Origin of the sequence: Klebsiella sp. D5A, assembly GCF_001620885.1 — a bacterium.
In the GTDB taxonomy this organism is placed as follows: Bacteria; Pseudomonadota; Gammaproteobacteria; order Enterobacterales; family Enterobacteriaceae; genus Klebsiella; species Klebsiella variicola.
The window spans coordinates 14,915-27,461 of sequence record NZ_LOAR01000004.1; the positions used below are offsets into that span (position 1 = coordinate 14,915).

Consider the following 12,547-nt stretch of genomic DNA (forward strand, 5'->3'; position numbering starts at 1 on the left):
TATTGCTTTGATTATTCTGCTTTTATCCCAATGGTACCCGGAGTGGGACTTGAACCCACACAGCGCGAACGCCGAGGGATTTTAAATCCCTTGTGTCTACCGATTCCACCATCCGGGCTCGGGATAGAAAGTGGAGGCGCGTTCCGGAGTCGAACCGGACTAGACGGATTTGCAATCCGCTACATAACCGCTTTGCTAACGCGCCTTTAATACTGAAGCACCCGCTACTGCCGATGCTGTTAATCTGGAGCGGGAAACGAGACTCGAACTCGCGACCCCGACCTTGGCAAGGTCGTGCTCTACCAACTGAGCTATTCCCGCATTATCAAGTTATTTGCTAATCACTTGATTTTGTTATCGTCTGGAAGACTGTGCCGCCGTTCGATGCGTTGCATTCTACTTATCTCTCGCGGTGAGTCAACGGTATTTTTCGCAACTTTGCATCGTTTGCTGAAAATAACGGCGAAACGATCACTGATCAAGCAAATCGCCGCGCGCCGCGTTCAGATACTGCAGCATCGACCACAGCGTCAGCACCGCCGCCACGAGGAAAAGCGCGATCCCGGCCCACTCTACCCATGGATAAGGACGCCACAGCATCCATACCAGGGCGGCCATCTGTGCGGTCGTTTTAACTTTGCCAATCCACGAGACCGCTACGCTGCTGCGTTTCCCGAGCTCAGCCATCCATTCGCGCAGTGCCGAAATAATAATTTCACGCGCGATCATGGTCGCCGCCGGCAGCGTGACCCACCAGGTGTGATAGTGCTCGGCAACCAGCACCATGGCGATAGCCACCATGACTTTATCCGCCACCGGGTCCAGGAAGGCGCCAAACCGGGTGCTCTGATTCCAGCGACGAGCCAGAAAACCATCAAACCAGTCGGTCACGGCGGCGACAAAGAAAATTAACGCGCAGGCAAACGGCGCCCAGCTAAAGGGGAGATAAAACGCCAGCACAAAGAACGGGATGAGGATGACGCGAAACAGAGTAAGCAACGTAGGGATATTAAATTGCATAGTGACGGGTAACTATCTGTTGTAAGTAAAAATTAGCCCTATGTTGCTACAGAGCCCCTAATGTTTCAACGAGTAGAAGATCTTTTCTGCCAGACCGTGAGAGATGCCCGGTACTTTAGCAATTTCCTCGACGCTGGCCTGCTGCAGCCCCTGCAGCCCACCCATATACTTCAGCAGCATCTGGCGACGCTTCGGCCCTACTCCCTCGATAGTCTCAAGCGAGCTGGTGCTCTTCACTTTCGCCCGTTTTTTACGATGTCCGGAAATCGCATGATCGTGCGATTCATCGCGGATGTGCTGGATTACGTGCAGAGCGGGCGAATCCGGCGGCAGGCTAAACCCCTCGCCTTCCGGTTCAAAGAATAACGTTTCCAGGCCGGCTTTACGATCGCTGCCTTTCGCCACGCCCAGCAGCAGCGGATGATGTTTATCCCAGGGAACATCCAGTTCGGCAAACACCGCTTTCGCCTGCGCCAGCTGCCCCTTTCCGCCATCTATCAGGATCACATCCGGAATTTTATTTTCATCAATCGCTTTACCATAGCGACGGCGCAGGACCTGATTCATCGCCGCGTAGTCATCGCCAGGGGTGATGCCGGTGATATTATAGCGCCGGTACTCCGCACGCAGCGGACCATTGCTGTCAAACACCACGCAGGACGCCACGGTCTGCTCGCCCATGGTGTGGCTGATGTCAAAGCACTCCATTCGCTTCACGGCCGGCAGTTCCAGCACGGTGGCCAGCGCCTGCAGGCGCTGATGAATGGTCGACTGCTGAGCCAATTTCGTGGTTAACGCCGTCGCGGCGTTGGTGCGCGCCAGCTTAAGGTAACGCGCTCTGTCGCCGCGCGGTTTAGTCTGCACATTGATTCGGCGTCCCGCCAGCTCCGACAGCGACTCGGCCAGCAGCGTCTTATCACCAAGGCTGAAGTCGAGCAAAATCTCCCCCGGCAGGGTACGCATCTGGCTACCCTGCAGGTAGAACTGACCGACAAAGGTCTCTACGACCTCTCCCAGCTCAGTGCCGCCCGGCACTTTCGGGAAGTAGCTCCGGCTGCCCAGCACTTTGCCCTGGCGGATAAACAGCACATGGACGCAGGCCATTCCGGCCTCAAAGGCGACGCCGATAACGTCAAGATCGTCGCCGGTATTAGAAACAAACTGTTTCTCCGTCACCCGGCGGACCGCCTGAATCTGGTCGCGAATGCGCGCGGCCTCTTCAAACTCCAGACTTTGGCTCGCTTTCTCCATTCTGGCGATGAGCTGGGTCAGGACCTGATCGTCCTTGCCGGCAAGGAACAGCCGTACATACTCAACCTGCTGAGCATACTCTTCTTCGCTGACCAGCCCCGCCACGCACGGCCCCAGACAGCGGCCAATCTGATACTGCAGGCAGGGACGCGAGCGGTTGCGATAGACGCTATTTTCGCACTGGCGAACAGGAAAAATTTTCTGCAGCAGCGCCAGGGTCTCCCGCACGGCATAGCCGTTGGGGAAAGGACCAAAGTACTCGCCTTTCGCATGTTTGGCGCCGCGATGCATCGCCAGACGTGGATGAGTATCACCGCTGAGGAAAATAAAAGGATAAGACTTATCATCGCGCAACAGCACGTTGTAACGCGGCTGGTACAGCTTGATATAGTTGTGCTCCAGCAGCAGCGCTTCCGTCTCGGTGTGAGTGACGGTCACGTCAATCTGCGCAATCAGCGCCACCAGCGCTTCGGTTTTACGCGACGCGAGATTGCTGCGGAAATAGCTGCTGAGCCGCTTTTTCAGATCTTTGGCTTTGCCAACATAGATGACGGTCCCGCCAGCATCATACATCCGATACACACCGGGCTGGCTGGTCACCGTTTTCAGGAAAGCTTTTGCGTCAAAAACATCACTCACTGGCTTGCTAACGACTCCGCATTACACAGGCCATGGCGAATTGCCAGGTGGGTCAGCTCCACATCGCCATGAATGTTTAATTTGCTGAACATTCGGTAGCGATAGCTGTTAACCGTTTTGGGACTCAGATTGAGCTGCTCTGAGATCTCATTCACCTTCTGACCTTTGGTGATCATCAGCATAATCTGCAATTCGCGTTCAGACAAACTGGCAAACGGCGATTCCGTTTTTTCCGGTTCAATCTGACTTAGCGCCATTTGCTGAGCAATATCGGAAGCAATGTAACGTTGTCCGGACGCCACGCAGCGGATCGCATTCACCACTTCCTGCGGTGCAGCACCCTTGCTAAGATAGCCCGCCGCCCCCGCCTGCATGACCTTGGCAGGTAGAGGATTCTCGGTATGCACGGTGAGCATGATCACTTTCGTGCCCGCCACGGAGCGCGCGATTTTGCGCGTGGCTTCAAGACCACCGATCCCGGGCATGTTCATGTCCATCAGGACGACATCTGCGGAATTAGCCCGGCACCACTTCACGGCGTCCTCGCCGCAACAGGCTTCGCCAGCGACTTTAATCCCTTTTATATCTTCCAGAATGCGTCGTATCCCTGCGCGCACCAGTTCGTGGTCATCAACAAGAAGAACGTTGATCAAAGGAATAATCTCCAGAATGAGGGATAACGCTACTGATACTTTATCTCCCACATATTACCGGGTTTTATTGCTAATTTAAAAGGCAAAAAAATGCCCTCACCTCGATTTGCCGCTCATTTATGGCAATGTCTGTGCACACATAGTGGAAAGTCATTGAGAACAGTCAGTTGCCGTCGTCTTATTTTTTAACAATCCTCATACAGAAAGCACAAAAAACACAACAGATTACGTAGCGCATAAATACGCAGCAAAATATGTAACAAATATTAACGTGCTAAATAGATGGAATAAATTAATGGCGGCCTGGCGGCTATTACGTATTATCCGAAGCACTGAATCATTCACAGCTCAGATGAGAGAACAGAAATTAAGCACTCCTTTTTTTCCCGTCGCTTGTGGTATACTGCGCGGCCTTCACATTGGGTAAGGCGCATTAGCGCAGCGAGTAAACGAGGATATCGATGAGCACACCAGATTTTTCCACTGCAGAAAATAATCAAGAACTGGCGCAGGAAGTCTCCTGCCTGAAAGCGATGATAACGCTGATGCTGCAGGCGATGGGCCAGGCGGATGCGGGTCGCGTGATTATTAAAATGGAAAAGCAGATCGCGCAGATGGAAGATGAGGCTCAGGCTGCCGTATTCTCCAGCACCGTTAAGCAAATTAAACAAGCTTACCGTCAGTAATCCTGTACCGGCTGAAAGTATCCCTGACAGCCGGTGTCACGTCTGGCACGCAGAACGACAGGCGCTCTCAGATTAACCCTGTCGCCACCGCGTAACAGGCTATCTGCGTTTTGTTCGGCGCATTGAATTTCCGTTGCATATTCTTCTGGTGGAAATTCACCGTATTTTCCGAAATAGAAAGAATCATCGCCACCTCCGCCGAGGTCTTCCCTTCCGCGGTCCATTTCAGAATTTCCAGTTCACGGCGGCTGAACTTCATCTCCGGCGGCATGACCATCTCATCTTCCAGACGCAGGAGCGCCAACAAGCTTAGCTCCGTCAGCATGCGCAGGCGCATCTCCAGTTCATCATCAGGATAAGAGCCCGGTAAACGGTTATTCGCGGAGACGGAGAGAAAACCCTGCGCATGGTTGGGCAACGTCAGGCACTGGGTCACCCCTTTTTTCAGACCATGATCGCGGGCGCCGTCCCATAATGCCGCCGCATCGCGAAACAGCCCATCCTCCCATGGCAGATGACCACGCATAAAATTCTCCGGGCGTAATACCGGATCTATCGCGAAATAATTCTCGGCCTGGTAGTGCGACATCCATGCGCGCGGATAGGTCGACTGGAAGGTGACGCGGGGGCGAGTGAAAGGCACCGGGTGGCGTACACAAAGCGTGTAGTAATCATATTCCAGCGCTTCGGTTTCTCGTTGCAGGAGATTATAAACCTCCTCACCAGCGGCCACGGACTGAAATTGATGCAGCATATCCCGCCGCCAGCTGAAAAAATCATTGTCCCTCATAGCTGTGCAAATAACTCCTGATTGATAATCATTATTATAAATACAGAAAACTAACACATAAATCTTATTTATATGTATAAAATATTGTCGGTGTCGCATTTATTAGTCTGAAGGCTTGCCTTTTTCCCGTTCTCAGCGCAGAACCTCGTGCTCACTTTCCCGTCATTTTCTACACCCTACAAGGGGGGATGGGAAGCGGTGTATACGGCCACAGGGAGAAATAGCACAAAGAGGTGACGAGGAGCGTGGCGCGCCGCAGGGAAGACAGGCTGTACGCGGCGGCCCTCCCCCGGGAAAGCCGCCACGTCAGCGCATGGTTTACTGCATCAGAAATTTTTCGAGGAACTGGCGAGTACGCGGCTGCTGCGGGGAGGCGAACAATGCTTTCGCTTCTCCCTGCTCGACAATGCGTCCTTGATCCATAAAGATGGCCCGATCGGCAACGTCGCGGGCGAAACTCATTTCATGGGTCACGATAACCATCGTGCGTTTCTCCTGCGCCAGCTGGCGGATGGTGTTGAGCACCTCCCCCACCAGCTCAGGATCGAGGGCCGAGGTTGGCTCATCAAACAGGATCACGTCCGGACGCATGGCCAGCGCGCGAGCAATAGCCACCCGCTGCTGCTGACCGCCGGAGAGGCGACGAGGATAGCTATTCTCTTTACCGCTGAGACCCACTTTCGCCAGCAGATCGCGCGCCCGCACAATCGACTCCTGCTTATCTTCACCTTTTACGATGACCGGCCCCTCAATAATGTTCTCCAGCACCGTACGGTGGGGAAACAGATTAAAGTTCTGGAAGACAAAGCCGACATGCTGGCGCAACTGGCGAATGAGTCCTTTCTGCGGCCCCAGGCTGCGACCGGCGTCGATGGTCACATCGCCAACGCGGATGGTGCCGCTCTCCGGTTGCTCCAGCAAGTTGATGCTGCGCAGCAGAGTGGTTTTACCCGAGCCGCTGGGGCCGATGATCGCCACGACTTCCCCTTTCTGTACCTCCAGGTCGATACCGTGGAGCACCGTCTGGCCATGGAATTTCTTCACCAGGCTTTTCACTTCTATCGCACTCATTTCGGATCACGCTCCTGGCGGTTCAGCTGGTTTTCAAAATAGTTCTGCAGCGAGGAGAGGACGGTCGCCATCACCCAGTAGATCAACGAGGCCGCGAGATACATGGTGAAGACCTCAAGGGTTCGCGAGGTGATAAGCTGCGCCTGACGGAACAGCTCTGGCACTTGGATCGTCGCCGCCAGCGAGGTATCTTTAACCAGGCTGATAAAACTGTTGGACAGCGGCGGCAAAGCGACCCGTGCCGCCTGGGGTAAGATGGCCCGGCGCATCGTCTGCCACGGCGCCATGCCGATACTGGCCGCCGCTTCCCATTGCCCTTTGTCGATCGAGGCGATGGCCGCGCGCAGGGTTTCCGCCGCGTAGGCCGCCGTATTGAGCGACAGGCCGATCATCGCCGCCGGAATCGGGTCAAGCTCGATGCCAAACTGCGGCAAGCCGTAGTAGATCATAAACAGCTGGGCGATAAGCGGCGTGCCGCGAAAAATGGAAATATACATGCGCGCCAGCCATTTTACCGGCCAGAGGGGCGACATGCGCATCAGCGCCAGGATAAAGCCCAGCACCAGGCCGAAAAACATCCCGCCAATGCTCAGCTGCAGCGTAAAGACGGCCCCTTTGAGCAGAAAAGGAGCGGAATCGATGACCAGTTGGATACTTTCTTGCATGCTGTCGTTTCTGTATTAAAGGTGAGGATGATAGGCAAACAGCGCCGGCGCCCCGCCGGTATGGACGAACAAAATCGGTCCTTCATCCTTAAAACGCTTCTGCGTAATGCCGTCGATAAGCCCGGCCATCGCTTTGCCGGTATAGACCGGATCGAGCAAAATACCTTCCAGTTGCGCCAGTAGCTTCACGGCGGCCATGCCTTCCTCGTTCGGCGTACCGTAGCCCGGGGCAAAGTAATCATCCCAGAGGGTGATGTCGGCTTTCGCCTGCAGCTCGAGGCTGTTGGCCACGGCCTGCTGCAGCGCCACCACTTTTGGCAGCTGGTCAGCGACGGAGCGCGATACCGTCACGCCAATCAGTTCCGCCTGCGGCATCAGCTGTTCGAGTCCCACTGCCAGCCCGGCATGCGTACCGGCACTACCGGAAGCCACCACCACCGATGAGATCTCCACCGCGCCTTCACACTGCTGGGCGATTTCCAGCGCGCTTTCCACATAGCCTAACGCCCCGAGCGCATTGGATCCGCCGACCGGGATGACGTAGGGGCGATAGCCCTGCGCCTCGATGCGGGTCGCCAGCTCGTCGAGCTGTTCGGCAGGATTGGTCAGGGCATCGCACATCTCAACCTGGGTATTAAACAGATCCAGCAGCAGGCGGTTGCCATTGCTCAGATAGTTCTCCGCCCCGGTGCCAATGGGGTTTTCCAGTAGCGCCACGCAGTGCAGCCCCAGCTTCGCGGCGACCGCCGCCGTCTGACGCACATGGTTGGATTGGATCGCGCCGGCGGTGATTAAGGTATCTGCCCCTTCCCGCAGCGCATCGGCGGCGAGAAACTCCAGCTTGCGCAGTTTATTGCCTCCCATCGCCAGCGGCGTTGTATCATCGCGTTTGATAAAAATCTCGCGCCCAAGGTGATCGGACAAACGCGGCAGATACTCCAGCGGCGTCGGCGCGCCAATCAATTCCAGACGCGGAAAGCGGGTTAAATTTTGCAGTGACATGGCCCCTCCTGACTCAGTTATGCTTCATTATGCACACAGTTACGCGCTAAATAAAAAAAGGCGCTTCCAGGAGCGCCTTTTTTCACCACTGACCGTTATTTCGTCACGTCAGCGCCAAACCATTTCTCTGACAGCGCCTTCAGGGTGCCATCTTTCTGCATATCCGCGATCGCGGCGTCAATCGCTTTCAGCAGATCGTCGTTGCCTTTGCGCAGCGCCACGCCGGACTCCTGACGGGAGAATGCTTCACCGGTTACCGCCAGCGTATTGTTAGTTTTCTTCACCAGATCCAGCGCGGCCAGACGGTCAACCAGAATGGCGTCAATACGGCCTACACGCAGATCCTGGTATTTAGTCGGATCATCATCATAGGTGCGGACATCAACGCCCTGGACGTTCTGACGCAGCCACTCTTCATAGTTAGTGCCCAGCCCGACGCCGACTTTCTTGCCTTTCAGATCCGCTGCGGTTTTAATCGCGCCTTCGTTACCTTTCTTCACCAGCGCCTGCACACCGGAGATAGTGTACGGGGTTGAGAAATCGTATTTCTTCTTACGCTCATCGGAGATAGTGACCTGGTTAATCACCACGTCAATGCGTTTGGAGTCCAGCGAGGCCAGCATACCGTCCCATTTGGTCGGTTTGAGATCGGCTTTCACGCCAAGATGTTTCGCCAGCTCGTTGGCAAACTCCACTTCAAATCCGGTCAGCTTGCCGTCATCGCCCTGGAAGCTGAAAGGAGGATAGGTGCCTTCGAGGCCCACGCGCAGGGTACCGCGCTCTTTAACCTGATTGAGCAGGTTTTCCGCTGCAAAAGTTTTCACGCTAACGCCAGCCATCAAAACAACGGCCATCGCGCCCATCAGCGCCTGACGACCCAGAAGTGCTAATTTCATAGATACCCCGAAGGTTAGGATTTTCCTGTAGTGTAAGGCGCTTAACGGCCCGGCACCAACATCGTTACGCTACATCTTATGCCAATTTATTATATATGATCCCGATTAGGGTATAGCGAAAATCAGGGCTTTCCTCTCCCGTTTTGCGGGATATCTCCCATACTGCAAAGGTCAGCCTGTTGACGTCTGGAGCATGGAAGATGAAAAACCCCACTTTGTTGCAATGTTTTCACTGGTACTACCCCGCTGGCGGCGAGCTATGGCGTGAAGTCGAAGCGCTGGCCCCCAGCCTGAATGAAATCGGCATCAATATGGTCTGGTTGCCGCCCGCCTATAAAGGCGCCTCGGGCGGTTATTCCGTCGGCTATGACACCTATGATCTCTTCGACCTTGGTGAGTTTGATCAAAAGGGTTCAGTCGCCACCAAATATGGCGATAAAGCGCAGCTGCTGGCGGCGATGAAGGCTCTGAAAGAGCATGATATCGCCGTGCTGCTGGATGTGGTGGTGAACCACAAAATGGGCGCCGATGAAAAAGAAACTCTGCAGGTGCAGCGCGTCGATGAGCACGATCGCACCCAGATTGCCGAGGAGATCATTGAGTGTGAGGCATGGACTCGCTATACCTTTCCGGTGCGGGCCGGGCAGTATTCGCAATTTGTCTGGGACTACAAATGCTTTAGCGGTATCGACCACATTGAGAATCCGACGGAAGACGGTGTGTTTAAAATCGTCAACGATTACACCGGTGAAGGCTGGAACGAGCAGGTCGACGATGAGCTTGGTAACTTCGACTACCTGATGGGCGCCAACATTGATTTTCGTAATCACGCCGTTACCGAGGAGATCAAATACTGGGCGCGCTGGGTCATGGAGCAGACCGGCTGCGATGGTTTTCGTCTTGACGCCGTGAAGCATATCCCCGCCTGGTTTTACAAAGCGTGGATCGAGCACGTCCAGGAGGTGGCACCGCAGCCGCTGTTTATTGTCGCGGAGTATTGGTCCCATGAGGTGGAAAAGCTCCAGCAGTATATCGACCTGGTCGAGGGCAAGACGATGCTGTTCGATGCCCCGCTGCAGATGAAATTTCATGAAGCCTCACGCCAGGGGCGCGATTATGACATGAGCCAGATATTCAGCGGCACGCTGGTGGAAGCAGACCCTTTTCACGCCGTGACGCTGGTGACAAACCACGATACGCAGCCGCTGCAGGCCCTCGAGGCGCCGGTTGAACCCTGGTTCAAGCCGCTGGCCTATGCGCTGATCCTGCTGCGTGAAAATGGTGTGCCGTCGGTCTTTTATGCCGATCTTTTCGGCGCATCCTATGAAGATACCGGCGGCGATGGACAAACCTACGCCATTGAGATGCCCGTTATCGAACAACTGCATGAACTGATCGACGCCCGTCAGCGCTTTGCCCATGGCGTGCAAACGCTGTGGTTCGATCACCCCAACTGTATTGCCTTCAGCCGTAGCGGCACCGACGAGGATCCCGGCTGCGTGGTGGTGATGTCCAATGGCGATGAGGGAGAAAAAACCCTGACGCTGGGCGAGAACTATGGCAATAAACGCTGGCGGGATTTTCTCGGCAACCGGGAAGAGATTGTCGAAACCGACGCTGAGGGTAGCGCGATCTTTACCTGCAACGGGGGTAGCGTGAGCGTGTGGGTGATGGAAGCCGTGCTGTAGTCAGCTGGCGATGTACCTGGCGGGCCGGAACGGGCCCGCCGGAACCTCAGCGCACGGAAGCCCGCGCGCTGACGGCCCCTGTCGTACGCGCTTTGGCCCACGCCTTTTCGCACTCAGGGGTGAGGCGTTCAACGCGAGTCAACGTCATACGATCGTAGGAGAGGGTATTGCCCTCACGCTCGATTGGATAGATATCCAGGGAAGCGGTAACGTTGTAGATCTGGTTATCGCGGTTCATCAGTTTACCCGGCTGCGCGATCACGCGCTGCCACTGGCGGCAGTCGAAGGTATCCCCTTCTTTAGTGACGATCAGGCTGGCGATCGCGTCAGGGCTCATCATTTCACTCTGCGGCCCTTTCGATTGCCAGTAGCCCTCAAGGCCAGCCGGCGCCGGTGCTTTAACGACGTCATCGTAATGATCAACCTGCACACATCCGGCCAGCGCCACCACCATGCCCGCAAAAACTAACTGTTTCATCATTCATCCCACAAGCCGATAAAAAAGTATTGTGGCATTAAAGCGTTAAGCCTTCCACCCCCGCTCCCGGCGGAAAAACCGGGCAAAACAGGAACGGGCAGCACCGCCTTCATTTGAAATAAGGAAATTCCGAAAATAAAATAATGTTTGGGGCGTAACCATAGCATCTATGGGCACTTTTTGTTTTTAATCCGCTCACACTACCGGTTCTCGACTTTACTTTAAGAGTTTTCCTGGCAAATTATATGCATAGATGCGGAATAGTTTAACGGAACTAATAGGTTCTTTCGTAAACCTACTATTACTGCTCGCAAGGACTGCTTCGCACAATGCGTGTGAAGAGAATATCGTTACGTGTTGATTGAGGATGGGTCATGTCAACGATGATTATGGATTTGTGCAGTTATACCCGGTTAGGCTTAACGGGTTATCTGACCAGTCGGGGAATAAAAAAACAGGAAATCGTTGAGGTCCATTGCGCGACAGATTTGCAAAAACATTGCGCGTCGTGTTGTCCGGCAGTGGTGTTTCTTAATGAAGACTGCTTCGTGCATGATGATGAAAGTAATGGCATTATTCGCCAGATCATTACGCAAAACCCGGCGACGCTGTTTGTTATCTTTATGTCGCTGGCAAACATTCATTTTGACCGCTATTTGCGGGTACGGAAAAACCTGCTGATCAGTTCGAAATCGATAACGCCAAAAGACCTTGATGTTATTCTGGTTAATTATCTAAAATACAAAAACAGTAGCCTGGGGCAATTAAATTTACCGACGTTGTCGCTGAGTAAAACAGAATCAAATATGCTGCAAATGTGGATGGCCGGGCACGGCACGTCACAAATTTCAACGCAAATGAACATCAAAGCGAAGACGGTATCATCGCATAAAGGCAATATTAAAAAGAAAATACAAACGCACAATAAGCAGGTGATTTACCATATCGTTCGGCTGACCGAAAACGTAACTTCAGGTATTCAGGTGAATCTGCGTTGAAACAGACTGGCGGTGGTACCGCCAGTCCCGTTTTATGAGGCTTCTTTTTCGACGAAGATCCCATCCGGATGCCCTATTTCGTTGAAAAACCAGATCCCTAAAGGATAGTCTTCCAGCGAAACCAGATACATCGTCCCTTCACTAAACGACTCAATTGCCAGCACTACCCCCGATCGACGTGGGCCACCGTCGGTCTTCACCGTGACACGATCGTTCACCTGCATATTCACTCTCCTCTATTTTTCAGCCAGTGTAGAACAAAACCACGCAACTCGCAGCGTCGCGGCCCATGACTGGTGTTTTTTTAGACCGACTATACTTAAAGAGGCTTGAGCGACGCTCAGCGAGGGGGTAATGATGAAGAATCGATTGACTGGCCAGGCCGGAAATGACGTTGATGTCAACGTGGATGCGCTACTGGCAGCGATTAATGAGATTAGCGAAAGTGAAATCCATCGCACTCTGGACGACCCACAGCGCGCCAGCATTGATGGCCGCGGGTCACATACCTGGCGCGAACTGGCGGAGGCATTTGAGCTCGACATTCACGATTTCAGCGCCAGTGAAGTTAACCGCTAACGGCAGGCGAAAAAAATCCCGACTCGCAGGAGTCGGGATCAAACTTGCTAATGCAAGAAGCACTTGAAAATTCGTTACACCGGGAAATCCGATGCGTTAAAACATTATCCTCAATTATTTTGCATGACAAG

14 protein-coding genes and 3 tRNA genes are annotated in these 12,547 nt (G+C 54.0%); 4 read left to right on the forward strand and 13 right to left on the reverse strand.

The features are described from left to right. Positions 1 to 31 precede the first annotated feature (31 nt). From AS136_RS06025 to uvrY, 6 genes are all read right to left on the reverse strand, one after another. Positions 32 to 118 (reverse strand) — tRNA-Leu (locus AS136_RS06025). 13 nt (positions 119 to 131) lie between these two features. Further along, positions 132 to 205 (reverse strand) — tRNA-Cys (locus tag AS136_RS06030). Positions 206 to 245: 40 nt separating this feature from the next. Continuing rightward, positions 246 to 321 (reverse strand) — tRNA-Gly (locus AS136_RS06035). A 150-nt stretch (positions 322 to 471) separates the two neighbouring features. Continuing rightward, complete coding sequence (pgsA, locus tag AS136_RS06040) at positions 472 to 1,020, reverse strand: CDP-diacylglycerol--glycerol-3-phosphate 3-phosphatidyltransferase (protein ID WP_008804219.1); 549 nt, start codon at positions 1,018 to 1,020, stop codon at positions 472 to 474. A 57-nt stretch (positions 1,021 to 1,077) separates the two neighbouring features. Further along, positions 1,078 to 2,910 (reverse strand): excinuclease ABC subunit UvrC, encoded by a 1,833-nt coding sequence (uvrC, locus tag AS136_RS06045; RefSeq protein WP_008804218.1) that lies wholly within the window; start codon positions 2,908 to 2,910, stop codon positions 1,078 to 1,080. Then, on the reverse strand, positions 2,907 to 3,563 hold the full coding sequence (gene uvrY, locus AS136_RS06050; protein ID WP_002911539.1) for a UvrY/SirA/GacA family response regulator transcription factor: 657 nt from the start codon (positions 3,561 to 3,563) through the stop codon (positions 2,907 to 2,909). The genes uvrC and uvrY overlap by 4 nt, the downstream gene beginning before the upstream one ends. A gap of 461 nt (positions 3,564 to 4,024) precedes the next feature. Between uvrY and AS136_RS06055 the strand changes: the two genes are divergently transcribed. Then, positions 4,025 to 4,249 (forward strand): DUF2594 family protein, encoded by a 225-nt coding sequence (locus tag AS136_RS06055; RefSeq protein ID WP_004122104.1) that lies wholly within the window; start codon positions 4,025 to 4,027, stop codon positions 4,247 to 4,249. Positions 4,250 to 4,316: 67 nt separating this feature from the next. On the opposite strand, the gene sdiA is transcribed toward AS136_RS06055, so the two are convergent. The 5 genes from sdiA to tcyJ all read right to left on the reverse strand — a co-directional run bounded on the left by sdiA (position 4,317) and on the right by tcyJ (position 8,673). After that, positions 4,317 to 5,039 carry a transcriptional regulator SdiA gene (gene sdiA / locus AS136_RS06060; RefSeq protein WP_008804217.1) on the reverse strand — a complete coding sequence of 241 codons (723 nt, stop codon included), beginning with the start codon at positions 5,037 to 5,039 and terminating at the stop codon, positions 4,317 to 4,319. A gap of 318 nt (positions 5,040 to 5,357) precedes the next feature. Further along, positions 5,358 to 6,110, reverse strand: a complete 753-nt coding sequence (gene tcyN / locus AS136_RS06065; protein ID WP_008804216.1) for an L-cystine ABC transporter ATP-binding protein TcyN — start codon at positions 6,108 to 6,110, stop codon at positions 5,358 to 5,360. Further along, a complete protein-coding gene (gene tcyL / locus AS136_RS06070) occupies positions 6,107 to 6,775 on the reverse strand; it encodes a cystine ABC transporter permease (RefSeq protein ID WP_063266709.1) in 669 nt (222 codons plus the stop codon). Before tcyL ends, tcyN begins: the two co-directional genes overlap by 4 nt. A 15-nt stretch (positions 6,776 to 6,790) precedes the next feature. Then, entirely contained in the window at positions 6,791 to 7,777 is a 987-nt protein-coding gene (gene dcyD / locus AS136_RS06075) for a D-cysteine desulfhydrase (protein WP_012541230.1), read from the reverse strand. Positions 7,778 to 7,872: 95 nt separating this feature from the next. Further along, positions 7,873 to 8,673 (reverse strand): cystine ABC transporter substrate-binding protein, encoded by an 801-nt coding sequence (tcyJ, locus tag AS136_RS06080; protein ID WP_032738872.1) that lies wholly within the window; start codon positions 8,671 to 8,673, stop codon positions 7,873 to 7,875. 200 nt (positions 8,674 to 8,873) lie between these two features. Here tcyJ and amyA point away from each other — a divergent pair, with 200 nt between their 5' ends. Next, the gene (gene amyA, locus AS136_RS06085) at positions 8,874 to 10,361 is read left to right on the forward strand and encodes an alpha-amylase (protein WP_008804212.1); all 1,488 of its coding nucleotides are present in this window, start codon (positions 8,874 to 8,876) and stop codon (positions 10,359 to 10,361) included. A gap of 46 nt (positions 10,362 to 10,407) precedes the next feature. Here amyA and yedD read toward each other — a convergent pair whose 3' ends face one another. Beyond that, positions 10,408 to 10,842, reverse strand: coding sequence for a lipoprotein YedD (gene yedD, locus AS136_RS06090; protein ID WP_162493239.1), 435 nt, complete (start codon positions 10,840 to 10,842; stop codon positions 10,408 to 10,410). Positions 10,843 to 11,213: 371 nt separating this feature from the next. Here yedD and rcsA point away from each other — a divergent pair, with 371 nt between their 5' ends. Continuing rightward, positions 11,214 to 11,837 (forward strand): transcriptional regulator RcsA, encoded by a 624-nt coding sequence (gene rcsA, locus AS136_RS06095; RefSeq protein WP_008804210.1) that lies wholly within the window; start codon positions 11,214 to 11,216, stop codon positions 11,835 to 11,837. A 32-nt stretch (positions 11,838 to 11,869) separates the two neighbouring features. On the opposite strand, the gene dsrB is transcribed toward rcsA, so the two are convergent. Next, a complete protein-coding gene (gene dsrB / locus AS136_RS06100; RefSeq protein ID WP_012541227.1) occupies positions 11,870 to 12,061 on the reverse strand; it encodes a protein DsrB in 192 nt (63 codons plus the stop codon). A 133-nt stretch (positions 12,062 to 12,194) separates the two neighbouring features. Between dsrB and AS136_RS06105 the strand changes: the two genes are divergently transcribed. Further along, positions 12,195 to 12,416, forward strand: coding sequence for a YodD family protein (locus AS136_RS06105; protein WP_032691215.1), 222 nt, complete (start codon positions 12,195 to 12,197; stop codon positions 12,414 to 12,416). The last annotated feature ends 131 nt before the right edge of the window (positions 12,417 to 12,547 follow it).

Excerpts from the sequence above, each read along its gene's own strand:
- pgsA (WP_008804219.1), bottom strand. The coding sequence starts at position 1,020 with ATGCAATTTAATATCCCTACGTTGCTTACTCTGTTTCGCGTCATCCTC.
- AS136_RS06055 (WP_004122104.1), top strand. The coding sequence starts at position 4,025 with ATGAGCACACCAGATTTTTCCACTGCAGAAAATAATCAAGAACTGGCG.
- sdiA (WP_008804217.1), bottom strand. The coding sequence starts at position 5,039 with ATGAGGGACAATGATTTTTTCAGCTGGCGGCGGGATATGCTGCATCAA.
- tcyN (WP_008804216.1), bottom strand. The coding sequence starts at position 6,110 with ATGAGTGCGATAGAAGTGAAAAGCCTGGTGAAGAAATTCCATGGCCAG.
- tcyL (WP_063266709.1), bottom strand. The coding sequence starts at position 6,775 with ATGCAAGAAAGTATCCAACTGGTCATCGATTCCGCTCCTTTTCTGCTC.
- dcyD (WP_012541230.1), bottom strand. The coding sequence starts at position 7,777 with ATGTCACTGCAAAATTTAACCCGCTTTCCGCGTCTGGAATTGATTGGC.
- tcyJ (WP_032738872.1), bottom strand. The coding sequence starts at position 8,673 with ATGAAATTAGCACTTCTGGGTCGTCAGGCGCTGATGGGCGCGATGGCC.
- amyA (WP_008804212.1), top strand. The coding sequence starts at position 8,874 with ATGAAAAACCCCACTTTGTTGCAATGTTTTCACTGGTACTACCCCGCT.
- yedD (WP_162493239.1), bottom strand. The coding sequence starts at position 10,842 with ATGATGAAACAGTTAGTTTTTGCGGGCATGGTGGTGGCGCTGGCCGGA.
- rcsA (WP_008804210.1), top strand. The coding sequence starts at position 11,214 with ATGTCAACGATGATTATGGATTTGTGCAGTTATACCCGGTTAGGCTTA.
- dsrB (WP_012541227.1), bottom strand. The coding sequence starts at position 12,061 with ATGCAGGTGAACGATCGTGTCACGGTGAAGACCGACGGTGGCCCACGT.
- AS136_RS06105 (WP_032691215.1), top strand. The coding sequence starts at position 12,195 with ATGAAGAATCGATTGACTGGCCAGGCCGGAAATGACGTTGATGTCAAC.